Consider the following 24,599-nt stretch of genomic DNA (forward strand, 5'->3'; position numbering starts at 1 on the left):
GCGAAACTGATAACTGGCTACCTGAAACCTGGAACTCGTAACTGTCTCCGATTTCAATGAACCCATTCCCATTGATGATTCACCATAATAGGTTTTCTTTGCGGGTAAATTCAGAAGCCCATGACAGTGGCCATTTTAGCCGATGATATATTAAAACAGGAGTTACTAACCAAAAAGCTGCCGGAAGCCATTACGGTGGTATGGGTTGATTCCGTTCGTTCATTAACCATTGCTGATGCCGATGTGTATATAGACCTGTTGTTTGAATTAAATGTAGAAAGAACGCAACAGTTAAAGCGGTTGCAGCCGAAGCCGGTAATAGTAAATGCCGTGCCCTGGACAACAAAAAAGATAGGCGCCAATTTTATTCGCATAAATGCCTGGCCGGGTTTATTACAACGGCCTGTAATCGAAATAGCGTTGCCCGATACTGTTAGTGAAGCGGTTGTAAAAACCATCTTTGAACAATTGCAATGGCAATATATCCTGGCGCCTGATATTCCCGGAATGATCACGGCACGTGTATTGTCTGCCATCATTAACGAAGCGTATTATACCCTGGGGGCAGAAGTTAGTACGCGGGAGGAGATTGATATTGCCATGAAGCTGGGCACCAGCTATCCGTACGGTCCGTTTGAATGGAGCGATAAAATAGGCCTTACGAAGGTGTATGAGCTATTGACTGAATTAAGCAGTGAGGATGCGCGTTATGTACCGGCGCCTGCGCTACAAAAGGCAATAGGCAGTGGGCAGTAGGCAGCAGGAAAACAGCCGCAAGCTTCAGGCCGCAAGCCATCGCGGCCATGCGATCTGTATTTGCTTGCAGCTTAAAGCTCAAAGCTAATACAGTTTGCGATTGTATTTTGCTTTCGGCTTTCGGCCTTCAGCCTTCAGCTGTATTGCTTGCGGCTTGCAGCCCAAACTTAAAACCACGAAGTTACTTTTATAACAAGAATATGATATTAAGCATAGATACAGCTACCGATCAGGCGAGTGTAACCATAGCAGAAAATGGCGAAGTAATAGGTACATTTACCAATGATAATCAGAAAGATCATGCAGCCTGGGTACAGGTGGCGATAAACGATTTATTACAGCAAAAAGGTGTGAGCATGCAGCAGCTGCAAGCCATCGCTATAACTGCAGGCCCCGGCTCTTATACAGGCTTGCGTGTAGGTATGGCAACAGCCAAAGGCTTATGCTTTGCACTACAAATACCGCTCATAACAATTAATACCCTGCAGGTAATGGCTTATGCAGCCATCGATCAACTGGGTAGTGATGTATTAAATATGGAGCCGCCGCTGTGTTATTGCCCAATGATAGATGCACGCCGTATGGAAGTGTTCACTGCAGTGTATGATGATAAATTGGAGGAGATCATATCCCCTAAAGCGGTGATACTTGAAGAATTAAGTTTTAAAGATGAGTTAAATAACCGATCGTTGGTATGCTTTGGAAATGGCAGTCTAAAGTGGAAAAATGTGAGCAGGTATCCTAACGTTCTATTTATAGAGGAAAAAATTGATATTGCTAAATCCCTTGCTAAACTCGCGACCAGCTTACATTTGAAGCAGAATTTTGCCAACTTGGCGTACACTGAGCCCGTTTATCTAAAAGAATTTTACACTTATATCAAAAAATGACCAAATGAAACTTTTATCCGCCTTTGCTCCCTAGCATATATTTTTTCTTGTAAATTTGATCTTTAGCGTTATCCTATTAAATATCTTAAAAGCTCTGATGTGCACATGAACGTAACAACCAATTACTCCATGGTCTTAAATGCAGATGGTGGGGATGGTGAATCGGTAAAAGTTGACTTCCTGAACCTGAAAAAGGCGGCGATGATACTTCGGGCCTTGAACCACAAGCTGCGTCAACAGATCGTTAAACTGATCGATGAGAACAAGCGTCTTACCGTGACGGAGATCTATGTACGTCTGCGGTTGGAACAGTCCGTTGCTTCCCAGCACCTCGCCATTTTACGTAGAGCAGGAATCGTGAAAACTGACCGGGATGGTAAATTCATTTACTATTCTGTTAACAGCTCACGGGTTGCTCATATCATGAAATGCGTGGACGACCTCAACATCTGATAAGACGGAGACATCAAATTTGTAAAACAGGTAACCTGTAGCTCAAAAGGCTACGGGTTAACTTGTTATGGTATACCTTTGCACCAAAATAAGACTACATGTTTATTAAGCAACTGTATACCGGCTGTTTGAGTGAAGCAGCCTATTACATTGAAAGTGATGGCGTTGCGGCCATTGTTGACCCCCTCAGGGACATTGACAGTTATCTTCAGCTTGCCCGGGAACGGAATGCTGAGATCAAATACATTTTTGAAACCCATTTTCACGCCGACTTTGTAAGCGGCCACCTCGATCTGCAAAAAGCAACCGGTGCGCCCATTGTTTACGGTCCTAAAACCGAGACCAATTTTCCCATTCACCTGGCAAAAGACGGTGAAAGCTTTCCTTTAGGCAAGGCTTCCATTGAGGTACTGCATACCCCCGGCCATACGGTGGAAAGCACCTGTTACCTGTTACGTGATGAGAACGGGAAAGCCCATGCCGTATTTACCGGTGATACTTTATTTGTAGGCGAAGTAGGCCGGCCCGACCTGAGCAGCGGTAATCTGGATAAGTACGAACTGGCATCCATGCTGTTCGATTCCTTAACGCAAAAGATTGCCACCCTGCCCGATGATGTAGTGGTATACCCGGCCCATGGACCTGGCAGCAACTGCGGCAAAAACCTGGGCCCCGCCACTACAAGCACCATCGGCGAAGAAAAGCAAAACAACTATGCCCTGCAGCCCCAAACGATGGATGAGTTCATAAAGGCCGTATTAGCCGATTTACCGGCCGCTCCATTGTACTTTCCCATCAATGCGAAAATCAATAAAGAGGGCTATGACAGCCTCGAGAAGATACTGGAGACGGCGCTAACTCCTTTGAGCGTGGCCGATCTTAAGAAATGGCTGGCAAATGAAGATAACATTCTGCTCGATACCCGCAGCGCCGGCGAATTTACCAAAGGTTTTGTGCCCGGTTCAATAAGCATTGGTTTGGAAGGCCGCTTTGCAGAATGGGCCGGTAGTTTATTACCGTTTGATAAACCTATTGTACTGGTAACAGATGAAGGCATGGAAAGAGAAAGCGTGGTGCGCCTGGCACGGGTTGGTTTTTCGCAAATAAATGGTTACCTGGCCGGTGGGGTAGAAGCCTGGCGTAATGCGGGCGAAGATGTTGACCTGATCATCGATGTGGAAGTTGATGAACTGGCGATGGACCTGCCATACGACGATCACCTGGTAGCGATCGACGTACGTCGCGAAACCGAATTTGCAGATGGGCATATCCGCGGCGCCGTAAACATTCCTTTAAACGATCTTATCGATCCTGGTTCCATGGCCAATATTGAGGAGAACCAGAACTTATATCTCTACTGCGGTAGTGGTTACCGTAGTGTAATAGCCGCATCGCTCATGAAACGTCAGGGGATACACAACCTGCGGAATGTATTGGGTGGTTTTAACGCAATTCGTTTACAGCAAGGTATTGAGATCGTGAAAGACAACAGTGTCTTAAACTAATCAAATAAATTATTCAGTATAAAAAGTCAAATGAGTCAACCCTACTACTGACTCATTTGACTTTCCAGGTTAAACATGACTTGCTGATTTACTGACTTATCTGACTTCATTTATATGGTCACGATATTATTCTTAATAGCAAACAATACCAATCCAACCCTGCTCTTGACATTCAACTTTTCAAATAAATTGTCGCGATAGCCATCTATCGTGCGGGCGCTCAGGTACATTTTTTCAGCAATCTCCTTGTAGGTCATTTCTGAGCAAACCAACTTCAGGAAATCAATTTCCCGCGCGTTCAGTGAAACAATACTTTTTAGTGCCTCTTCCGATTCATCTAATTGACTAACAGCATGAATTAATTTACCAGAGATCAATTCCGAGTAGTGAAAACCTTTTCGCATAAGTGAATCAAGCGCCCTGCGGAATTGCAAAGGGTCAATATCTTTCAGAATATAACCTTTGCTGCCATTTTTCATCATTCGAATAATCGAATGCTCGTTATCGTATTGCGATAAAGCAAGGATCTTGATACCCGGGTAATTACGTTTAAGCCAAAGGGCAGTTTCGTAACCATCTCTTTCCGGCGTATTGATGTCCTGTAATACAATGTCCGGTAAGTACCTGGGCTGTAGATGTTTGATAAAATCTTTTCCGTTGTTTGCCTCAAAAAGGATAGCGTAGGTTTCGAGGCCGCGGATAAGATTGGCGAGTCCGTTGCGTAGCAGAATGTGGTCATTTACAATAGCCACGCTGGCATTAGTCTTAAGCATAATGGTTAAGGGTTTAATGTGAGGAAAAGGGTAGGGAAGAGTGACTGTAGTTACTATTGATGGGATACTGGTAGGGCTGATGATGTGTGCACTGACTAATCAGGCCCGGTTCTGCTTACCGGGACCTTAACCAAAAGTAATATATTCATGGCTATCCTCCAATGTTAAATCTGCCTGTTTGCCCTATTCGTTACAGTTATTGACAGTAGCCTAAAGAGAAATTGATCAGGATTAAGAGTCCGATTGCACCAGCTGATGTAAAACAGTGCTGGTAAACGTTGTAACGTGCGGTTTTTATTAAGTCAAAAGTGTGTAATCAATTAGAAATGCTGATCTTAATCATGAACCACCAGCTTGCTGTATTCTTCCTTCCATTCCCGTTTCCAGCGACGGTGGCTCCACAACCACATATCGGGTTGTTGGCGGATCACATTTTCAAGGTAACGGGCGTATCGCAGTGTGAGTTGTCCTTTGGAGAGGCTGGCGGGTTGATCTTCGGCCAGTGTTAATACAACTTTGTAATGGCCACGGCGTGGTTTTTCAATATTGGCAAATACAACGGGAATGTTACCGGCATGTGCTCCGGTTTCGGGACCGTTAACAAACGGGGTGATCTTTCCGAAAAAGTTCAGCCAGAAACATTTGTCGGGGTTTGATGGTGCCTGGTCTGCCACCAGTCCAATGCAATATTGCTGATGCCGCCACTGTATCATGTTTTTGCGCATTTCTGTGGCGGGTATCAAAACAGAGCCTGATTTTGCCCGGAGCTTTTTAAACAGGCGATCAAACGCCTGATTCTTAATGGGCATATACACACCCAAAAAAGTATAGTTCATTGCTTTAGCGCCCACCAGGTTGGCCCATTCCCAGTTAAAGGTGTGGCCCAGATGGATCTGGCAGCTGCGCCCGGTTTTGTACAGGTCATTCAACAGTTCCCAGTTCCCGCTTACCCGTTTGGCAATATAACTGTCGCTGGCCGAAACCATTTTGATGGTTTCAATAAAGGAGTCAATAAAATTGTGGTAGAATTTCTTTGCTATCTTTTTGCGTTCAGCCTGCGTTTTCTCAGGAAATACCAGTTGCAGGTTATCCATTACCACCTGGCGGCGGTAACCAAACACGTGGTACACCAAAACATATAATCCATCAGACAGAATATATAATACACGCAGGGGTAACAACGACAACAGGTACAATAAACCGTAGACTAAGTAATACATGGGCTGCAAAGATACAATTACAGGTGTAAGCTTAAAGCTAAAAGCCTAAAGCAAATACAGTTAACATGTGTAATGGGTATTTTGTTTGCGCTTTTTGCTTTCAGCTTTGGGCTTTAGGCTATCCATTCACCCAGTTTTTTGCTTCCTGCTCCACATGCTTCAATTCAACTTTTACCTTGAACTTATTGCGCAGATGGCGGGCCAGGGCGTCGGCTGCGTATACACTACGGTGCTGGCCCCCGGTACAGCCAAAGTTTACGCTAAGGCTTTCAAAACCACGGCGAATGTAGTCTTCCACCGAAATGTCAACAATGTCGAATACGCTGTTCAGAAACTCCGTCATGCGGGTTTGCTGTTCCAGGTAATCCTTTACGCCTTTATCGCGACCCGTTTGGGATTTGAATTGTTCTATACGTCCGGGATTTAAAATACCACGGCAGTCGAATACATAGCCACCACCGTTGCCGGAGGAATCCTGTGGAATGCCTTTCTTGTAGGAAAAACTATGCACTTTCACCACCAGCGGGGTTTCTTCATCCGCTACCAGTGGGGTGAACCTGTCTATGATCTCGTCACTTACACACATCTGTAACACTTTGCTGAATTCCGGAACGGCAATGCCCAGGCTTTGGTCGTTGATAAACGAGCGCAGGTTTTTTAACGCCTGTGGTATGCTGGTAAGGAATTGTGCTTTGCGTTCAAATAACCCTCTGAAACCATAGGCACCCAATACCTGTAACAGCCTGATGAGTACATATCCATTATACTGGCTTTTGAACAGATCGCGGTTAACCTGCTCATTTACTATTTGTTCAAAGGAGTCGATGTAATCGTTCAGCAGACTGTCTTTCCAGTCATCAGGAAGGTTGGCGCGCGCCTGCCAGATCATACTGGCCACGTCATATTGCGGGGCGCCCTGCATGCCGCCCTGGTAATCGATAAAGTGTACCGCATCACCGGGCGACACCAGGATGTTGCGGCTTTGAAAGTCGCGGAACATGAAGTATTTATATTCGGTGTGCGTGAGGTAAGTGCTCAACGCTTCAAAATCGTCGATCAGCTTTTGCTTGTCGTATGGCTTACGCAATGCGTCCAGAAAATAGTATTTGAAGTACAGCAGGTCGGCCATAATAGCCTGTTTACCAAATTCCTGGTTGGTAAGGCAGCGGGTATAATCGAGCCCCTGATGGCCTTTTATCTGTAACAGGGCCAGCTGATGCAGGCTTTTTTTGAAAAGATCATATATGTTTTCGGTAAAACCTTCGGCCTCGAGGCGGTTCAATAACGACACATCGCCAAGGTCCTGCTGCAGGTAGATGGTTTTATCTTCGCCCAGGGCATAAATCTCCGGTACCGGAAGCTGCTGGTTATAAAAGTGTTGGGAGAAATACAGGAAGGTTTCGTTTTCGGGAATGTTGTGGCCATGGGTGGCAATGGCAGTCCCTTTGGAGGCATGGATACGAAAATAGCGCCTGTCTGAGCCGGATTGAGGTAAAATTTCTATACGATCACAGGCTGCGCCGCTCCACTCACTGTAGAGCTTATTGATTCCGTCGATTATTGATTGCATAGTGTTATTAGGTCAGTAAAAATAACGTAATAACTTCTGGCCGGGCGCATAAAAACGCAGTTAAATTTTCCCCAAAAGGAAATGAGAAATGAAAAAGGGAATACATGGTGTATTCCCTTTACCTATTGAGTGTTCAATTAATTAATCGTCATCATCTTCAGCCTCTTTAGTCAGCTTTACAAAAGCCGCCCGTTTGGGACCGGGAAAAGGAGTATTGTCGCCTTTGAGGCCATGCCATAATACAATATTGAATTCCAGGTCGGGTACGGCATCTTCCTTTTTCAGGTTAAATGCTTCAGATTTTTGCTGCCATTTATTTTGGGCCACGTTTTTCTCGTTCAGGTCAATATTGGCGGGCAATGACTGAAACGGGGTCAGGTTGGCTGTGGTGGTAAAACAACGGAACATTGGCGTGGCGGCCGCATCGTACTGGCTCATCGGCGGGATGCCCAGGATCAGCTCCATAGTGCGTAACATGGACGAGGTAGAATACATGGTATGGTCAATATAGCGGCGTTTTACCAAACCACCCGCCACATAAGCGGTACTGCGATGCGCATCCACATGGTCGGCGCCATTTTGTGCATCGTCTTCAATTACAAATACGGCGCACTCTTTCCAGATGGGGCTTTTGCTCAGGTATTCTATAAACATGCCAACTGCCAGGTCGTTATCGGCCACATGGGCATAGGGAGAAGGCCGGCCTTTGCGTAAGCCTTCGGTATGGTCGTTACCAAAACGAACCGTATTAAAGTGGGGCAGTTGATTATTGGTTAAGAGGGAATCAAAATCTTTTTTCCATTGGTAAAAGCGAACGGTATCGCGGGTAGCCAGGTCCCAACCGGTATAAGAGGTACATAAATGATCTTTTAAAACCGGGATGTTGGGTTTATAATTATCGGCAAATTCACCATAGGTACGATAGCTTACGCCGGCGCGGTTGCAATGGTCCCAAAAAAAGCCTTTTTTATTATTGGCAATCTCGCGGTTGCCCTCAGCCGAATAAGTACCACCGCGGCCGCCATAGCTGGTAGGCCAGGTTTTTTCCAGGTAGTCGGTTGCATAACCACCCATGGTCCAGTTGTGGCCGTCGGCGCTTACTTCACCATCAACATAAAAATTATCCAGCAACACAAACTCTTTTGCAAGGGCATGCAGGTTGGGAGTTACTTTTTCACCAAACAAAACCAGTTTGGGATCGCCATTGCCGGTGGTGATATCGCCCAGCACCTGGTCGTAGGTGCGGTTTTCCTTAATTACGTAAAAGACATATTTAATGGGAGAGGCGTCACCTGTTTTCATGGGAATGGGGTTGCCCGGTTCGCCCAGTGTTGTCAGTTCTTTTTCTTTATTGTAAGGCGTATTGTCGTACACCATTTTTGAATAGCTGCTCATTTGTTGTTCTGTGGGCTCGTCAATAATGCTCAACGTGCCTTTGAACAAACCGGCAATGTATTGTACTGCGGTGGGCTTTTTGCTATCGCCCTGTTGATAGTTCACTTCTTCCTGTGTTTTAACCGGCTTGGGACCATCGGGGTTGGCAAAAGAAGAAAAGCCTTTGCCATTGGCCACATATATTTTTTTGCCAATCACTTTTACATTGGTAGGATACCAGCCGGTAGGGATAAATCCTTTTGACGAACTGGCAACTGGTTTGCTTACATCAAATACTGCCAAGCAGTTATTATCGGCATTGGCGATGTACAATGTTTTTTCATTGGCGCTTAATGCCAGGCCATTGGTGGTTGAACCATTGGGTGCATTGGGATATAAGGCTGTGTTGAAAGTTTCAATTACTTTACGTTGTGCTACATCGATCACCGATACCGAGTTGTCGTTGGCATTGGCAACAAACAGCCGTTTCCCGTTTTTGGTAAGACATAATTCGTTGGGATTGTCGCCCACCGTTATAGAGTCGGTAATTGACTTGTTAGTGGTGTTGAACACAACCACTTTATCGCCACCCCACAGGGAGATGTACAGTTCGTTTTTATTGGGCGATAACTGGCAGGTATAGGCCTCGGCTGATAATGGTATCCGTTGTACTACTTTCTTTGTAGCCAGGTCAACTATATAAAGGCTATTATCTTCACGGGTAACCACGTACATCAGTTTCTTTGCATCGTCGATTTCAATGCCCGCAGGTGCAATTTTCGTTGGCCATTTGTCGCCCAGCCTGATGCTGTCAGCAGCTACCAGTTTTTTACCGGTGATGGCATATTGCATGATCCAGTTGTCGTTGCCACCCGATGCATACAGGTATTTTTCATCGGCAGAAAACTTCAAACCATACCAGCTTTTGGGAATTACTTCGCTGTGCAGTACCTGTTCGGTTTTTGCATCGATGAGTTGGATCGATTGCACGCTTTGGCCATTGTTGGTAACTGCTAAATATTTTTTTGAAGGAGAAACAACCAGGTTCAGGGGCAGATCGCCCAGCGGTAACGACCGTCCGGCAGGGCTTAAATGCCACCCGTTGGAAAGTGTAACCCGTTCATGCGTATTGGCATTATAGGGAGTTGGTTGTGCGATTGCTACAGAGGCGCTAACCAGCGAAATAAAAAGTGCTGCGAAAGGGATTTTGCTCATGTTCAGTATCTAAGGCGATAAAGATACTGTATTGCACCCGTGCGGGGCCTGCTTAATAATTTTTTAATATAATATGACGGTGCGCAAACGTTTGCATCGGATTATTTACTGAATAACATTTCCGCCTGTGCTACCGAATCGGGTTTGCCTACATCTATAAACCGCGAGCCGCTGTGATCGAAGCCTTTTATGCTATGGGTTCTGGCAAGATCGAGGTATACATCAACCATGGAGAATTTTCCTTGGCGTTCAATCAACGATAACAATTGTTTGCTGATGACATGAATACCGCTGAATGCTTTGGGGATGTACGTTGCAGTTGGACGGGCAATTTTTTCTTCGCCGGTTTTGGTATTGCGCCAGCCACACAGGGTGTTGGCTTCATCGAACAGGAAATAACGGGAAGTAGTTCTGCTGGTAACTGCCAGTGTTGAAACCGGGTGTTCCTGCTGGTGAAAGGCAATCATTTTCTCCAGGTCAAGATCGGTTAAGATATCTACGTTGATAATAACAATGGTATCTGCAGTAAATAAGTGCGCTGCTTTTTTGATGCCGCCACCGGTTTCCAGCACTTCCTCCGTTTCATCGCTGATGGTAATGGTGCTGCCCCAGCCTTTGTTTTTGTCAAGGGCTTCAACAATCTGGTTGGCAAAATGATGCACATTCACCACTACATTGGAAATGCCGTATTGTTGCAGGTATTCAATATTGTGTTGCAACAGGCTTTTACCATGCACCAGCGCCAATGCCTTGGGATGTTTGTCGGTCCAGGGTTTGAACCGGGTACCCAAACCGGCAGCGAAGATCATACCTTGCAGATTGTCCATTCGGCGGATTTTTATAAAACAATATTCTGTACCAGCGTACTCTTGTACGGATAGTCAGTATTAAAATGCAATCCACGGCTTTCTTTGCGGAACTGGGCGCATTTTACGATCAGGTAACCAACGGTGATCATATTACGCAGTTCGCACAACTGGGGCGACAGGGCGGTTGTTTGATACAGGGATTCTGTTTCTTCCCACAACAGGTCGAGGCGTTTGGCCGCCCGTTCCAACCTGATGTTGGTGCGCACAATACCTACATAATCACTCATTACCTGCTGCAGTTCTTTCAAACTTTGGGTAATAAGGATCATTTCCTTTGGCTGTGTAGTGCCGGTTGCTTTCCAATCTGGGATTGATTGGGCGTCAGTGGACACTTCCATTGATTTTATTTTCTCAGCCGCATCTACAAAGCTGCGATGGGCAAATACCATCGCTTCCAGCAAAGAGTTACTCGCCAACCGGTTGGCGCCGTGTAAACCGGTGCTGGCGCATTCGCCGGCGGCGTATAAATTTTTAATGGAAGTGCGGCCCCATTCATCGGTCTTGATGCCGCCACAGCTATAGTGTGCGGCAGGCGCCACGGGTATGTATTGTTTAGCTACATCGATGCCAATAGACCGGCATTTCTCATAAATGTTAGGGAAATGCTCAATGAATTTATCGGTGGGGATATGGGTAACGTCGAGGTACACATACTCGGTACCGCTGATCTTCATTTCACTATCTATGGCGCGGGCTACAATATCGCGGGGCGCCAGGTCTTTTCGCGGATCATAGCGCTCCATAAAGGCTTCGCCATTCTTATTACGCAAAATACCGCCATCGCCACGAACGGCTTCTGAGATCAGAAATGACTGTCCGGTTACTCCTAATTCATACAAAGCAGTAGGATGAAACTGGATGAATTCCATGTTCTCGATGCGGCCTTTGGCGCGGTATACCATGGCAATGCCATCGCCGGTTGCAATGCCGGGGTTGGTGGTGGAGCGATAAACCTGTCCGTTGCCGCCACTGGCCAAAACTGTGATGTTGGCCAGGATCTTTTCCATCTGGTTTGTTTTCAGGTTCAGCACATACACACCATAACATTCAATATGGGGAGTTGATTTGGTGATCAGGTAACCCAGGTGGTGTTGGGTAAGCAGATCAACCACGTAGCAATGATTTACGATCCTGATATTGGGCTGGTTCTGGGCGGCTTCCAACATGGCCCGTTCCATTTCCCTGCCCGTAACATCTTTATGATGCAGTACGCGAAATTCGCTGTGACCGCCTTCTTTACCTAGTTTATAATCGCCATCAGATTCTTTATCGAACCGGGCGCCCCAGTCAATCAGTTCCTGAATGCGATCAACGCCTTCCTTCACTACAATTTCAACCACCTGTTTATTACACAGGCCGTCACCGGAAATAAGCGTGTCTTCAATATGTTTGTCGAAGCTGTCTTTTTCAAAATCCCATACACCGGCAATACCACCCTGTGCGTATTTGGTATTGGTTTCATCTGCCTGTGTTTTGGTAATCACAAGCACCTTTTTATCAGGGAAACGTTGAGCCGCCTTTAGTGCGAAGGTCAATCCGGCTATACCGGAGCCGATAACAAGAAAATCAGTTTGCATAGTATTTCCGAAACCTCAAACCTAGTTAAAAATGCGTATTAATCCAATGTTATACCCACGGCCTAATAGTTAATGGTATAAGCAAATTTTGCAGGGTTATCCAGTAACTCAAGCAGGTTGTATTTCATGGTTACTGTTTTTTTATCATCAGACAATGTGAGCAGCGGGTTCTCGGGTTTTTTAGCAGGGCGGGGCAGCTTGATGGTAGTAGTGTACAGGATCTCCATACCGTTCGTGTTCAATTGTTTCAATTGTCCCATTTCAGGCCGGCTCATCAATGCTTTGTATTTTTCTTCGTTTACCTTTTTTGTTATGATCCCGTTTTTCACAGTAACATCAAATATGGCTGCAAAGTCGCTCATATCCGGTCCGCCGGGAGTTGGCGTTGTTTGTTCGTCGCCCTTGCCAAACATACTTTTGAAAGCGTTGGCTAAACCCTGGCCGCCGGTAGCTTTTCCACTCATTAATTGCTGCAGGTTGTTCAGGTTTTTGTAAGGGAAATCCAAATTCATTTTGAACACCTTTTCCTTGATGTTCATCTGCAGGTTCATTTTCCCGTCTTTCAGTAATTCCTTTTGATCGGCCGTTATATCTTTCGCTGTATCTACCAGGCTTTTCCAGTAAATGGTAGTGTCAACCACTCTGTCCAATCCATCTTTTTTTATTTCTTCGTCACCGGCAAATGTCTGCATCAGATCAATCAACTGCCCCATATCCATTTTAGTAACGTAGGTGCCGCTGCCATCGGCTTTGATCTCGATCTCTTCATTTACCTCGTAGCAGCTAGCGAAAAACACACAGATCGCTACGGTTAGGACATATTTCAAAAACTTATTCTTCATTTAGTGGTTATTTATGGGCAAGTTAATCGTTTTCAGCCACTCCGGCCTGATACCAAACCGTAAATGTTTGTGAACGGCTGGGCGTAAGCATTTGCAATCCCAGCCCGTTATTAAAGCAATCGGGCGCTGCACTGAGGTTTTCGATGGCAATGCTTTTGCGGTGCGGCGGAGTATAAATCTGGATGTACGGATATTTGGTATTGGTGAAAAATGAAACAAACACGGCGTTGTCTGGATTGTACAGCACGGCAATGGGTCCCTGGGCAACCGGTTTCACAACAAAACAATTGTCGAACTGCTGGTTGCCGATCAAAATTCCTTCTGCCAGTGTTGTATTGGGGATGAGTGTGGCGGTAGGAATTAATTTGTTATCGAACTCGAGCATTGAATCGGTGCTTACGGACAGTTCATGATTGTCGATGAGGCCGCCCAATGCAAAATAAGGATGCCAGCCATCTGCCAGGGGAATGGATAAGCTATCGAGGTTTAGCACAATAGTTTCCAGCTGCAGAATGCTGCGGGGCAGCAAGGTGTATCGTACTTCACAATTGAATTCGTAAGGATAACCAGGGTCTTCGCGTTTAAATTGATACCTGAGCGTTACACTTGCCTGGCTTTCGTCGGCAAATTCATTTATGACCCTGAATGGTCTGTTATACAACAACCCATGAATGGCATTGCCATCGGTAAATTTATTGGCGAACTCGAAGTCCTCTTCTTCAAGCGTATATTTTCCATCACGTACGCGGCAAACAAATGGCGATAACTTGCTGCTTTTAAAGGAATCGTCCAGCTCCAGCTCCACCTGTTCGCGACTGGTATAGCTGTCGATAATATTCAGGTGCCGGCCGTTAACCGGAATTTGAAAACTGTGAAGCAATGCGCCATATTCAGGTAGAATAGTGATGATTGTATTTGTTGCATTATCTTGCAGCTTAACCAATGAAAACCCGTTTTCGGTAACACGGGAAACGCTGAAACTCATGGGAATCTATTTAGGTACTACGGAAAATTTTTTAAAATTAATAATTCATCTAACGATATAGTAGCATGTTTAAAAAAATACAGCAGGCCTTTCGCGAACGATTTAATAAAGAACCACTTGTCATTGGAGCCCCGGGCAGAGTAAACCTCATTGGCGAACACACCGATTATAATTATGGTTTTGTGTTACCCGGCGCAGTTGACAAAAGAATTTACGTTGCCATTGCACCCAATGAAACCAATACGGTAAATGTATTTGCCAGTCAGTTTAACGAATCATATTCATTTTCTTTAGATATAACAGGCCCGCAAAAGGGCTGGATGAACTATTTGCTGGGAGTAAGCTATCATATTCAGCAACAGGGAAAAAAGATCGGCGGGGTTGACCTGGTGATCGATGGCGATATTCCGGTTGGAGCAGGTATGAGCTCTTCCGCAGCTTTATGCTCGGCTTATGGTTTTGCGCTCAATGAATTGTTTCAGCTGGGGCTGAGCCGGATGGACCTCGCGTTCATTGGTCAAAAAACCGAACATACGTTCGTGGGCGTTAAATGTGGCATCATGGACCAGTTTGCCAGCCTGCATGGAAAAAAAGGCCATGTAATGAAGCTCGATTGCCGCAGCCTGGAATATGAATACATTCCGTTTGATTTTCCGGCTTACAAGATCGTACTGGTAAACAGTATGGTGAGCCATTCGCTGGCCGGTAGTGAATACAATGTACGCCGTCAGCAGTGTGAAGAGGGCGTGGCTATTTTACAAAAGCATTTTCCTGAAATAAAATCATTGCGCGATGTGGCGCCCGCGATGTTGCTGCAACACCAGGATGAATTGCCGCCTGTAGTATTTGATCGTTGCTCATTCATTGTGTATGAAAAAGAAAGATTGCTGGCAGGTTGTGATGCATTAAAGAAAAACGACCTCACTACTTTTGGTAAACTGATGTTTGCCACGCACGAAGGGTTGAGTAAAAAATATTCAGTGAGCTGTACAGAGCTGGATTTTCTGGCTGAATGCGCGCAGCATATCACCGGCGTGGCCGGCGCCCGCATGATGGGCGGTGGGTTTGGTGGCTGTACCATCAATATCGTGCAGGCAGATGCAGTAGATACCTTCACGCAAAGGATCCAGTCTGCGTTTAATGGTTTATTTAAGATTATACCGGAGGTGTATGTTACTCAAATAGAGGATGGAACTAAAGTATTAAATATGCAAAACGCTTAATGCGCAACGCATAAAAACAGAACGCCTGATGCTTTTAGCGTCAGGCGTTCTGCGTTTTAAATGTATACCGGCAGAAGCCGCTTTTGGGCACCTGGCCGGTTTTGTGTTTTTCCTGGCGATACCCCTATTTGAATCTCGGTCATATTCTTTTCCGGTTCTGCAAAATTGATGTTCAGAAATACTTCCCGGCACTCGTTGGTAACCGGTATATGGTGTTCTGCCAGCCGTTCCATGATCTGGGCATGACTGCCGGGTAATTGTTCCCAGGGCCCTTCATGCGGAAAGGTGATGGCTTTGAAAAAATCAAGTTCCTTTACCTGAAACCTGGCGGAATGAAATGCCTTTCTTATTGGAATAGCTATTTCAAGTGTAAACGTAGTGTCCGGATTTCCATCCATTCCATAATAGATCCAATGCAGCGGTCCATTGATAAAGCTTTTGCGGCCTGCTTCTGCATAGAGTTCAGCCATAACCGGACCAAACTCATGAATTTGAGATATGGTAGTTTGATGTATACTGCTTAATACCGTTAATGGCGGATAAGTTTTTATATGCATACAAATTACTTTTAAAATGAGTGAATAACCACGCTGCACTGTATAATAACGATTGGCACCGGATGAATTGGACATGTTTTAACTGAAAAAGGATATCAGCGGTACAAAGCATGAAATATGACGTATGAATCTTTAAGCCAATGCCTCTTTACCCCATGCAATCCATTCTTCTTTGCTTGGTCCGTATACGCCTGGCACTTTTAATCCGGCCATGCGCATCAGCACCGTCATCTGGCCACGGTGATGCGCCTGATGGGTTAACAGCACCCACAGCGAAAAGCCGTTTTTCCACGACGCGCCATACATGTTTTGTTCTTCATCCAGTGTTTCATCTGTCCAGTAGCTGATAATTGCGGCTACCAGTTGGTCAGCGTATTTTTTATAATGTGTTACCAGTTCTTCAACAGTATCATAGGCAACGTATTCTTCCCTGATGGGTAAATTCAGGTTGTGCGGCATTTCAGTGACTGTTTCAACAATATGATTCGCCAGCCGTCCCAGGGTGCGCCCGCCGGGAATAACAACCTGCAACGATTCATCGGTAAGGTTGCGGAAGATCTTCAGGGTTGCTTCGGTTTCTTCTTTCCAGCGGTCGAGAAAGTCATGAATAGTGCGTATCATTTGAATAATATTTAAAGTGTGAAGGTTATAAAACCAAAATAACACCCACACTGTGACAACAGTATGTCAGTAGCACCTACAAAAGTTTGAGATATTTTTTGAAAGGCTGCTAAAGGCGGAACGCAGAATGCCGGCCTGGTCTGGTATTCGGAATGTTTGAGTTTGTTCGGGCAGACAGCCATTTCGGAGCGTAGCGTTAAGCCTTAAGCGTTCAGCGTTAAGCATTTATGGGGAGGTAATGCAGGCGGATCTCTTCGGTGAGGTCTTTCATTACATTATGCAGGGCTTCAGGCGATTCAATAAACACATGATGGGTGTACGTCAGCAGCCAGCGGCCAAAATACTCCAGCGAAGAGGTGACATAATACATGAGCACGTAATCGTCTTTCGCTTCTTCCCGCACATAGCCATAGTAATATTTTTGATTACCAATGTGGCGGGCAGCCTGGCGGGAGAACCGTACGCACACTTCCTGCAGCTCGGAATGATTGATCATCGTTTGCATGTATTCCCGCAGGGAAGGGTGTGATTCCGGATCAAACGTATGATCGAGGATTTGTAATTGCTGAATGCGGCTTACCCTGAAATCGCGGTAACCATTGCGCAGCTTGCACCAGCCTATCAGGTGCCAGGCCTGGCCATAGTGACACAGACCAATGGGTTCCAGGTTCCTTTCTGTCACGGCATCTTCGCCGGATTGGTACCGGATGCGGATCTCTTTTTTATCACCCAGTGCTTTTTGCAGTTCCGTAAGATAGCGGCCTGCTGAATCATCGGCCGGCATACGCGAGAAAACCGCAATGTTATCATTCAGCTGGTCCATATGCTCCTTGTCGGAAGTGCGGAGCACAGCTTTTATTTTATATAAGGCAGCGTTGAAATGCTTCTTTATCGATTCATCTGTAAGATGCTCCGTGAGTTTGGAACCTAACAGCAGGGCCGAGGCTTCTTCCTGGGTAAACATAACGGGCGGCAGGCGATAGCCTTCCATAATGGTATAACCACTTCCTGCTTCGCCGATCACCGGCACGCCGCTTTCTTCCAATGCTTTAACATCGCGGTACACCGTACGTAAGCTGATGTTAAAACGATCGGCCACTTCCTGCGCAGTAACCCTTTTTTTACTTTGCAGGTGAGTAAGAATGGCATGTAAGCGATCAATCCGGTTCAATGAAGCTTTAGTTGTAAGTTTTGAATTTACGATACCTAAAATGCAGGCTATAAGCTGTAAGCTTTAAGCCGTAAGCCTTTGATTCGCGGTTTTTGCTTACAGCTTATGGCTTATAGCTTTAAGCTGTCTTCTCTACCCAGGCATTATTTTCCTTCAACAAATTAATCAATTCTTCCACAGCAATGGCGCTATCTACGTTGCGTTTTACAATTTCTTTTCCTTTATATAAAGTGATCTTGCCTACACCACTGCCTACGTAGCCAAAGTCAGCATCGGCCATTTCGCCAGGACCATTCACAATACAACCCATGATAGCGATCTTAACGCCTTTCAGGTGATGGGTCACCGAACGGATCTTCGCAGTGGTTTCCTGCAGGTCGAACAGGGTACGGCCGCAGGAAGGACAGGAAATATATTCGGTTTTGGAAATGCGGGTACGCGTGGCCTGTAAAATGGAGAAAGAGGTGTTATTGATGAACTGGTGATTGCTTTTTGTTTCCAGGTAAGTACGGCCACTTACTTTCTGGTTCCGGATCTTTTCCGGTTCATTCATCAGCCAAATGCCATCGCCCATGCCATCGAGCAGCAGGGCGCCGCTATCGGTTGAAAAATGGATCAGTTGTTCATCGATCGTAGTATCATTACTTTCTACCGAAAGAATAATGGGACAGGTAATGCCCTGGTTCATCAGTTCAATAATGTAGCGCCGTACCGATGGCATGGTGTGCGCGTTTGATGAATACAAACACAATACTACCGTGTAATCTTTGCGAATTTTTTGTAACAGTTCCTGGCAGTTGGTTTGGTTTACATCAACTGCCACAAAATTCAGCTTGCCTGAATGATCGGTGCTTTTCAGGTATTCGGTTGATTGAAATAACGGATAATACTTCTCCTTGTCCGGGGCGTTTAACCAGGTAGCATGATCGCAAATTACTTTCAATGTACCGGGTAATGCAAAGTCAGGTAACTTTTTACCGGTATACAGGTAATCTGCTGCGGCGTCGGCAATGATGAATTTATCCGTTTCGGTGTTATAGGTATAGCCAATGGCCTGTAAGTCTTCATGACGAATAGAAGCGGCTTTCATGAAGTCGGCCACTACTACGGGTACGTGTTTACCACCGATGTTCGATACGGTATCGGTGCTTCTTCTTGTATATTCAAACGGAGAGTAGGGCACTTTTGTAATTGCCGGTATTCCAGTTTGTTTATTGCCTGTTACCAATTGCCTGTTGGTATATCGATTGACCAGGTCGCGGCAAACCGGGATCTCAAACTCCGGATCTTCCGTTAATGAAACGCGGATGGTATCACCGAGTCCATCTTCGAGCAGGGTGCCAATACCAATGGCTGATTTTATTCTTCCATCTTCGCCATCGCCGGCTTCTGTTACCCCCAGGTGTAAAGGATAAGCCTCGCCAAATTCATCCATCATTACGTTTACCAGCAGCCGGTAGGCCTGAACCATTACCTGGGGATTACTGGCTTTCATGCTCAGGATAATATTGTGATAGCTTTCATTACGGGCAATGCGCAGGAATTCCATAGCGCTTTCTACCATGCCCATGGGCGTATCGCCATAGCGGCTCATGATGCGGTCGCTGAGGGAACCGTGATTGGTGCCAATGCGCATGGCGGTGCCATATTCTTTACAGATCTTCACCAGAGGCGTAAAGCGTTCGCGAATGCGATCAATTTCCTCTGCGTATTCTGCATCGGTATAATCTATTTGTTCAAATTTCTTTTTATCAACGTAGTTGCCCGGGTTTACCCGTACTTTTTCAATAATGCGGGCCGCAATTTCGGCAGCGTTGGGCGTGAAGTGAATATCGGCTATCAGCGGGGTTTTATACCCTCTTTTGTGCAGCTCGTTCTTTATATTCAGCAGGTTCTCCGCTTCTTTTTTACTGGGGGCGGTAATGCGCACCATTTCTGCACCGGCTTCGATACAGCGGATACTTTGCTCAACAGTAGCAATGGTATCCATGGTATCGGTGGTGGTCATGGTTTGAACACGGATAGGGTTAAAGTTGCCCAGCAGCAAATCTCCAATTCGTACTTCACGGGTTGCCAGGCGTTTATATTCGGTCAATGAGTCGCAGTAAAGCTGCATTTTTATTATTATAATTTAAGTTATTGCCAGTTGATTACGGGCAAATTGACTGCGAATTTACGACAAAGTGGGAAGGTTGAAAAGTTAACTGGTTGACGGGGTTGACAAGTTAACAGGTTGATAAGATTGAAAATAACGAATGGCTGGTTAACACGTTAACAGGTTAACTTGTCAACTCGTCAACCGGGCGCCGCCTGCGGCGCGCCCTACCAGTCTTTTTCGGGCTGTGTTACCGAGCGGGCGCGGTTTTGCTGCATTTTTCGCTGAACATCCTGTTCTTTTTGTTCAAGCGACTTCAGGTACTGTTCGATCTTTCTTTTATCGAGTTTATTGTTCTCGGGCTTTTGCTTTTGTTTCTGCGGCTGTTGTTTTTGCTGCTTTTGTTGCGACTGGTTTTGTTTCTTCTGTTCTGTTAAGGCTTTTTGCAGGTTAAAGCGGGCGTCTTCGTCTTTAGGATCTAGTTTTAACGCATCCTTGTAAGCATCGATGCTTTCCTGCAGCTTTTGTTGTTTGGTTAAGGTAACGCCTTTGTTGTAATACCCTTTTTCCTTGTATTTATCTTCGGTAGTATTATCAATCAGATCATCATATGCTTTTTCCGCATCAGGCATATTACCGGTGCGAAAACGGGCATTGGCGAGGTTATAGCGGGCAGTTAAATTTTTAGGGTTCTCTGCTATCGCTTTTTGATAAGCAGGCATTGCTTTATCAAACTGCCGGTTGTGATACAATTTATTTCCTTCCCGGATGGCGCCATTTTCTTCCTGCGCTTTTACCAGTACCGGCAAAAACAGGAGCAATGGCATCAACGATATATAGAATAAGTTTTTCAAGCTGCTTTTAATTTCCGTTCAGGTAAAAAGAATTCTATTATCAGGAACACAAGGGCAATGGCGAGGAACCATTGAAAATAACTTTTATAATCCCTGAATGCATTATCATCCAGAATATTTGATTCAATAGTACCTAATTGTTTGGTAATGGCGTTTACTGCGGCATCCACATCATCCAGTTTCACATACACGCCTTTGGTAGCCCCGGCCAGTTGTTGCAATTCACCTTCATTCAATTTTGTAACAACGGTATTGCCGTTTTCATCTTTTTTGTAGGCATTGGTGGCAGGGTCCATAATAGGCGCGCCTTCGGCAGAACCAATACCAACAGTATTGATCATTACACCATCCTGTTCCAGTTGTTGTGCCAGGGGAACAGCCTGCGGATCGTGGTCTTCACCATCGGTGATCAATACTATTGATTTAAATTTTCTTTCCTTGCTATTGAATGCCGAGTTACTGGCGCGTAAAGCTTCAGAGATTACTGTGCCCTGGGTAGGCACTACATCAGGACCGGCCTGTTGAATGTACATATGGGCAGCGCTATGATCGGTGGTCAATGGCATTTGCAAATAAGCCCTTCCGGCAAACAGCACCAGGCCTACCCGGTCGTTGGGTAACTGGTCCATTAGTTTATAAACGAGCTGGCGGGCCCTTTCCAGGCGATTGGGTTTTATATCTTCAGCCAGCATACTTTTACTTACATCCAACGCAATCACTACATCTACCCCTTTGCGTTGTACATCTTCCATGGCGCCTGGCTTTTGCAGGTTGGCAGCTGCTGCAATTACAGCGGCCAGTGCGAGGGCGAAGAACAGGAACTTCAGTAAAAAATTAGTGGGCGAATAATTGGCAATGAGCGACTGTACCAGGTTGTGGTCCCCGATTTTTTTGATGGTATTCTTTTTCCAGTATAATAACTGAAAATACAATGCTACCAGCAGCGGGATGGTGGCCAGGGCGATGAGGTATTCGATATGTTGAAAACGGTAATCCAATGTGATAATGTGATAATTTGCTAATGAGATAATGGAAAACCAATACAATGAGCGCCTAGTAAATGCAAGATTTAGACCAAATTAGTATTCTTTTAAATTTAAGTATTAGTGCTCTAAAATGTTAGTTAAAGTACTTCGTATTATTAACAAAATCAAATAATTATATAAAAAAGAAGCCCGCATGAGCTTGCACGCAGCGGGCTTTAATGTTTTAAGGCAGATTAGCTAATAATAAGACTGGCCAAACCTGAACCATTAGCACATTGTCTAATTAGCACATTATCTAATTAGCACATTAGCTAATTAGTTATTGGCTATTTCTTTCCTTCGAAGAATCCATATTCCTTAAGGATCTGTTTCAGCAGGCCTATCCTGATAGTTTTAAAATCTATATTGGGATCCGGTGATTCAACCTGCAGGGCAAAAAAGTAGGGATGTTTGTTTTCTTCTATCCAGCCCACGATCCAGCCCAGCTGGGTGCCTTTAGGCGTAGTGTTCCAACCGGTTTTATAACTCAGTTTGTAATTGGAATTGTTTTCCCACAACATCATGCTGCGTACAATGCGTTGCGATCTTTTTTGAAAAGGCAGTTGGTCGAAGTATAATTTCTTTACCAGTCCTAACTCTTCATCGGCGGTTACTTTGGCCGAGTTATCGAGCCAGAAGGTATCGAGGTTGTTCTTTATTTTAAAGGTATCGTAGCGGCGGGCATACCCCAGGGTATCTAACCAGTGTTGCATTTTGGGTTGGCCAATGCGGCGGGCCAGTTCCTGGTACCATGGTGGGCACGAAATGCGGAAGGCATCCCACATGGTCATATCGCGGTTGCATTCGGTGCGGGGGCGGTTAACGCTGTCCCATTTGAAAACGGTATTGGTATCTGCCACAATCCCTTCTTCCAAACCAATAAGGGAGTTAACTATCTTGAAGGTAGACGCAGGTGTATATACGCTGTCGCTAAAGCGGGGCAGATTGTAAATGGTAAAATGTCCCTGTCCATTATCGAAAAGGCCAAAGCAGCCGGTAACTTTATTTTGGTCGAAATATTTTTTCAGGCTGTTATCAACAGTAACATTATTAGGTGAGCAGGCAGCCAAGGTAACTATAAAGAGAGCCCCTGTGATCCATTTAAGCATATGAGAAATTTGGGGCAAAAGTAAGGCAAACGGCGAATGTGCTAATGTGCTAATTTGATAATATGCTAATGGAAGACCGTTACAGGTTTCAGGTTACAGGGAAAACGAGCCCTGGAACCTGTAACCTGCAACCCTGGAACTTGCAACTTGAAACCTGGAACCTGGAATTATTTCGGCATACCATACTTATTAATCAACGCCAGTAGTACTCCATTGGTCCACCCGAATCCATCCTGGGAGGGATATTCGCCACCGCCGGCTTCGAGGTTCAGGTCAACCACATTGTATTTTTCCATCATTTTACCGGTTCTTTTAAATACATCTACGTTTAATTTAATCCAGCGTTCGGCAATGTCCCGGGCCAGTTCACGCTGACCGCAACGATCGAGGCCCCAGATGGTCATCCATTCCAGCGGCGCCCAGCCATTGGGGGCATCCCATTGCTGACCGGTGGTATTGGGCGATGCCGTTACGCCACCAGGCTGTAAGAGTTTTGTTTTCACCTGTTCGGCGGCCTGACGGGCCAGCAGGCTCATATAATCCAGGTTTTTGGTGTACACACAGAAGGGATACATTCCGGCAGGGGTAACCACATCCGAGACCTTATGCGTTCTGAAATTATAATCGGTATAGTATTTCAGGGTTTTATTCCAGCAATATTTATCAATAGCTACTCTTCTTCTTTCGGCTTTGCGCGCATAATCGGCAGAAGCTTTGGCATCGTGGGCCATGAATTTGCATTTGGCCAGCACAATTTCAAGCTCATATAACAAACTGTTCAGGTCAACGGGCGCCATATCGGTGACCATGATGGTGGTGAGGTTCTTTTTGTCTTTGAACCAGCGGCTGCTGAAGTCGATACCGCTTTCGGCGCCGGCGCGCAGGTGCGTGTACATTTCTTTTTTATCACGGCCCGATTTCTCCGCAATTTCCACATCTTCCTTATATCCTTCCTGGCGGGGAAAGGGATAATCGTCCCAATAGCGGTTCAACACCAGGGTGTCGTTTAATTTAACCACCCTTCTATACGCCTGTCCGGTTTTTAGTTTGGCGGCGCCATCCATCCAGAATTCGTATTCCTTTTCCAAAGCAGGCATAAACGTTAGGTAGGTGCTGTCGCTTTTAAGATTGCCCAGCAGGTCAACCATCAACGCAAAGAAAGGTGGTTGGGAGCGGCTTAGGTAATACGATCTGTTGCCATTGGGAATATGGCCATAGATGTCAATCATCCAGGCAAAATTCTTTACCATGTTCTCCGCCATTTCGCCTTCACCACTGGCCATAAGACCCAGCATGGTAAAATAGCTGTCCCAGTAATACACTTCCCGGAAGCGGCCACCGGGTACAATGTATGGATTGGGTAATGCCAGTAAGGAACTGCCGATTACAACGGTATCGGGGTCACGGCGCAATACCCCCCAGAGGTTTTTAATGTGCATAACCACATCTTTTTCCTGGGTTATATAATTGAGTTGCGGCGTACGCGGCAACTCAAAATTGTTTTCTACAAACTGTTTCAGATCGAATTTGGGCGTGCCTTTTTGTTGATTATATTCAGCAACTATATTCTTTGGATTTTTCTTTGGCACACAGTCAACAAAAGTTTTCCCATCGGGAAATACTTTACTCATTTGCACATCGCGGAAAAGATCGCCATAAATTTTATCGGGGGTGGCTGGCGGTTGTGCAATCGTATTGACGAACTGCCAGCTGATGAGCAGGCACAGAAACAGTTTTTTCATCCTGAGGGCGTTTTATTACCAATTCCTTTATCAAATGTAGGAAATAAAAAACCGTTCCGAAGAATCGGAACGGTGACGTTTGACTTCTATTTATGCTTCTCAAAAAGATTGGTCTGGTTTATTGTGTTTCCGCACTTCGACTACGCTCAGTGCGTTTGCTTCCATCCTTCAAC

21 protein-coding genes are annotated in these 24,599 nt (G+C 45.4%); 5 read left to right on the top strand and 16 right to left on the bottom strand.

The genetic code is table 11. The annotated features are described in order from the left end of the window. Positions 1 to 120: 120 nt before the first annotated feature. The 4 genes from NIAKO_RS37425 to NIAKO_RS32845 all read left to right on the top strand — a co-directional run bounded on the left by NIAKO_RS37425 (position 121) and on the right by NIAKO_RS32845 (position 3,604). On the top strand, positions 121 to 756 hold the full coding sequence (locus NIAKO_RS37425) for a 3-hydroxyacyl-CoA dehydrogenase family protein (RefSeq protein ID WP_014222807.1): 636 nt from the start codon (positions 121 to 123) through the stop codon (positions 754 to 756). Positions 757 to 803: 47 nt separating this feature from the next. Continuing rightward, a complete protein-coding gene (gene tsaB / locus NIAKO_RS32835) occupies positions 804 to 1,646 on the top strand; it encodes a tRNA (adenosine(37)-N6)-threonylcarbamoyltransferase complex dimerization subunit type 1 TsaB (protein ID WP_081195802.1) in 843 nt (280 codons plus the stop codon). Between the two features lie 105 nt (positions 1,647 to 1,751). Further along, complete coding sequence (locus tag NIAKO_RS32840) at positions 1,752 to 2,099, top strand: ArsR/SmtB family transcription factor (RefSeq protein ID WP_014222809.1); 348 nt, start codon at positions 1,752 to 1,754, stop codon at positions 2,097 to 2,099. A gap of 98 nt (positions 2,100 to 2,197) precedes the next feature. Next, complete coding sequence (locus tag NIAKO_RS32845; RefSeq protein WP_014222810.1) at positions 2,198 to 3,604, top strand: MBL fold metallo-hydrolase; 1,407 nt, start codon at positions 2,198 to 2,200, stop codon at positions 3,602 to 3,604. A 110-nt stretch (positions 3,605 to 3,714) separates the two neighbouring features. Here the strand turns inward: NIAKO_RS32845 and NIAKO_RS32850 are convergent, their stop codons facing one another. The 8 genes from NIAKO_RS32850 to NIAKO_RS32885 form a co-directional block, all read right to left on the bottom strand. Beyond that, positions 3,715 to 4,377 (bottom strand): response regulator, encoded by a 663-nt coding sequence (locus tag NIAKO_RS32850; protein WP_014222811.1) that lies wholly within the window; start codon positions 4,375 to 4,377, stop codon positions 3,715 to 3,717. Between the two features lie 335 nt (positions 4,378 to 4,712). Then, positions 4,713 to 5,597 (bottom strand): lysophospholipid acyltransferase family protein, encoded by an 885-nt coding sequence (locus NIAKO_RS32855; RefSeq protein WP_014222812.1) that lies wholly within the window; start codon positions 5,595 to 5,597, stop codon positions 4,713 to 4,715. A 118-nt stretch (positions 5,598 to 5,715) separates the two neighbouring features. After that, positions 5,716 to 7,167, bottom strand: coding sequence for a RapZ C-terminal domain-containing protein (locus NIAKO_RS32860; RefSeq protein WP_014222813.1), 1,452 nt, complete (start codon positions 7,165 to 7,167; stop codon positions 5,716 to 5,718). A gap of 141 nt (positions 7,168 to 7,308) precedes the next feature. Next, complete coding sequence (locus NIAKO_RS32865) at positions 7,309 to 9,756, bottom strand: bifunctional YncE family protein/alkaline phosphatase family protein (protein WP_014222814.1); 2,448 nt, start codon at positions 9,754 to 9,756, stop codon at positions 7,309 to 7,311. A 101-nt stretch (positions 9,757 to 9,857) separates the two neighbouring features. Then, on the bottom strand, positions 9,858 to 10,583 hold the full coding sequence (locus NIAKO_RS32870; protein ID WP_014222815.1) for a nucleotidyltransferase family protein: 726 nt from the start codon (positions 10,581 to 10,583) through the stop codon (positions 9,858 to 9,860). Between the two features lie 11 nt (positions 10,584 to 10,594). Further along, on the bottom strand, positions 10,595 to 12,202 hold the full coding sequence (nadB, locus tag NIAKO_RS32875; RefSeq protein ID WP_014222816.1) for an L-aspartate oxidase: 1,608 nt from the start codon (positions 12,200 to 12,202) through the stop codon (positions 10,595 to 10,597). Positions 12,203 to 12,264: 62 nt separating this feature from the next. After that, a complete protein-coding gene (locus tag NIAKO_RS32880; RefSeq protein ID WP_014222817.1) occupies positions 12,265 to 13,044 on the bottom strand; it encodes a hypothetical protein in 780 nt (259 codons plus the stop codon). A 22-nt stretch (positions 13,045 to 13,066) separates the two neighbouring features. Further along, positions 13,067 to 14,029 carry an aldose 1-epimerase gene (locus NIAKO_RS32885; RefSeq protein ID WP_014222818.1) on the bottom strand — a complete coding sequence of 321 codons (963 nt, stop codon included), beginning with the start codon at positions 14,027 to 14,029 and terminating at the stop codon, positions 13,067 to 13,069. Between the two features lie 65 nt (positions 14,030 to 14,094). Here NIAKO_RS32885 and galK point away from each other — a divergent pair, with 65 nt between their 5' ends. Next, on the top strand, positions 14,095 to 15,252 hold the full coding sequence (gene galK / locus NIAKO_RS32890) for a galactokinase (RefSeq protein ID WP_014222819.1): 1,158 nt from the start codon (positions 14,095 to 14,097) through the stop codon (positions 15,250 to 15,252). Between the two features lie 56 nt (positions 15,253 to 15,308). On the opposite strand, the gene NIAKO_RS32895 is transcribed toward galK, so the two are convergent. The 8 genes from NIAKO_RS32895 to treF form a co-directional block, all read right to left on the bottom strand. Then, positions 15,309 to 15,809: a GyrI-like domain-containing protein gene (locus NIAKO_RS32895; protein WP_014222820.1), complete on the bottom strand. Its 501-nt coding sequence runs from the start codon at positions 15,807 to 15,809 to the stop codon at positions 15,309 to 15,311. 132 nt (positions 15,810 to 15,941) lie between these two features. Beyond that, positions 15,942 to 16,430 carry a DinB family protein gene (locus NIAKO_RS32900; protein ID WP_014222821.1) on the bottom strand — a complete coding sequence of 163 codons (489 nt, stop codon included), beginning with the start codon at positions 16,428 to 16,430 and terminating at the stop codon, positions 15,942 to 15,944. Positions 16,431 to 16,647: 217 nt separating this feature from the next. After that, positions 16,648 to 17,601, bottom strand: a complete 954-nt coding sequence (locus NIAKO_RS32905; protein ID WP_014222822.1) for a helix-turn-helix transcriptional regulator — start codon at positions 17,599 to 17,601, stop codon at positions 16,648 to 16,650. Positions 17,602 to 17,719: 118 nt separating this feature from the next. After that, the gene (gene ispG, locus NIAKO_RS32910; protein ID WP_014222823.1) at positions 17,720 to 19,717 is read right to left on the bottom strand and encodes a (E)-4-hydroxy-3-methylbut-2-enyl-diphosphate synthase; all 1,998 of its coding nucleotides are present in this window, start codon (positions 19,715 to 19,717) and stop codon (positions 17,720 to 17,722) included. Positions 19,718 to 19,923: 206 nt separating this feature from the next. Continuing rightward, on the bottom strand, positions 19,924 to 20,550 hold the full coding sequence (locus tag NIAKO_RS32915) for a tetratricopeptide repeat protein (RefSeq protein WP_133055235.1): 627 nt from the start codon (positions 20,548 to 20,550) through the stop codon (positions 19,924 to 19,926). Next, positions 20,547 to 21,548 (bottom strand): VWA domain-containing protein, encoded by a 1,002-nt coding sequence (locus tag NIAKO_RS32920; protein WP_014222825.1) that lies wholly within the window; start codon positions 21,546 to 21,548, stop codon positions 20,547 to 20,549. The genes NIAKO_RS32915 and NIAKO_RS32920 overlap by 4 nt, the downstream gene beginning before the upstream one ends. 314 nt (positions 21,549 to 21,862) lie before the next feature. Then, entirely contained in the window at positions 21,863 to 22,684 is an 822-nt protein-coding gene (locus NIAKO_RS32925; RefSeq protein WP_014222826.1) for a penicillin-binding transpeptidase domain-containing protein, read from the bottom strand. Between the two features lie 167 nt (positions 22,685 to 22,851). Then, positions 22,852 to 24,426 (bottom strand): alpha,alpha-trehalase TreF, encoded by a 1,575-nt coding sequence (treF, locus tag NIAKO_RS32930; protein WP_014222827.1) that lies wholly within the window; start codon positions 24,424 to 24,426, stop codon positions 22,852 to 22,854. Between the last annotated feature and the right edge of the window lie 173 nt (positions 24,427 to 24,599).

It is taken from the genome of Niastella koreensis GR20-10 (genome assembly GCF_000246855.1).
GTDB lineage: Bacteria > Bacteroidota > Bacteroidia > Chitinophagales > Chitinophagaceae > Niastella > Niastella koreensis.

Coding starts and splice junctions, on each gene's coding strand:
- NIAKO_RS37425 (WP_014222807.1), top strand. CDS start 121: ATGACAGTGGCCATTTTAGCCGATGATATATTAAAACAGGAGTTACTA.
- tsaB (WP_081195802.1), top strand. CDS start 804: ATGCGATCTGTATTTGCTTGCAGCTTAAAGCTCAAAGCTAATACAGTT.
- NIAKO_RS32840 (WP_014222809.1), top strand. CDS start 1,752: ATGAACGTAACAACCAATTACTCCATGGTCTTAAATGCAGATGGTGGG.
- NIAKO_RS32845 (WP_014222810.1), top strand. CDS start 2,198: ATGTTTATTAAGCAACTGTATACCGGCTGTTTGAGTGAAGCAGCCTAT.
- NIAKO_RS32850 (WP_014222811.1), bottom strand. CDS start 4,377: ATGCTTAAGACTAATGCCAGCGTGGCTATTGTAAATGACCACATTCTG.
- NIAKO_RS32855 (WP_014222812.1), bottom strand. CDS start 5,597: ATGTATTACTTAGTCTACGGTTTATTGTACCTGTTGTCGTTGTTACCC.
- NIAKO_RS32860 (WP_014222813.1), bottom strand. CDS start 7,167: ATGCAATCAATAATCGACGGAATCAATAAGCTCTACAGTGAGTGGAGC.
- NIAKO_RS32865 (WP_014222814.1), bottom strand. CDS start 9,756: ATGAGCAAAATCCCTTTCGCAGCACTTTTTATTTCGCTGGTTAGCGCC.
- NIAKO_RS32870 (WP_014222815.1), bottom strand. CDS start 10,583: ATGGACAATCTGCAAGGTATGATCTTCGCTGCCGGTTTGGGTACCCGG.
- nadB (WP_014222816.1), bottom strand. CDS start 12,202: ATGCAAACTGATTTTCTTGTTATCGGCTCCGGTATAGCCGGATTGACC.
- NIAKO_RS32880 (WP_014222817.1), bottom strand. CDS start 13,044: ATGAAGAATAAGTTTTTGAAATATGTCCTAACCGTAGCGATCTGTGTG.
- NIAKO_RS32885 (WP_014222818.1), bottom strand. CDS start 14,029: ATGAGTTTCAGCGTTTCCCGTGTTACCGAAAACGGGTTTTCATTGGTT.
- galK (WP_014222819.1), top strand. CDS start 14,095: ATGTTTAAAAAAATACAGCAGGCCTTTCGCGAACGATTTAATAAAGAA.
- NIAKO_RS32895 (WP_014222820.1), bottom strand. CDS start 15,809: ATGCATATAAAAACTTATCCGCCATTAACGGTATTAAGCAGTATACAT.
- NIAKO_RS32900 (WP_014222821.1), bottom strand. CDS start 16,430: ATGATACGCACTATTCATGACTTTCTCGACCGCTGGAAAGAAGAAACC.
- ispG (WP_014222823.1), bottom strand. CDS start 19,717: ATGCAGCTTTACTGCGACTCATTGACCGAATATAAACGCCTGGCAACC.
- NIAKO_RS32925 (WP_014222826.1), bottom strand. CDS start 22,684: ATGCTTAAATGGATCACAGGGGCTCTCTTTATAGTTACCTTGGCTGCC.
- treF (WP_014222827.1), bottom strand. CDS start 24,426: ATGAAAAAACTGTTTCTGTGCCTGCTCATCAGCTGGCAGTTCGTCAAT.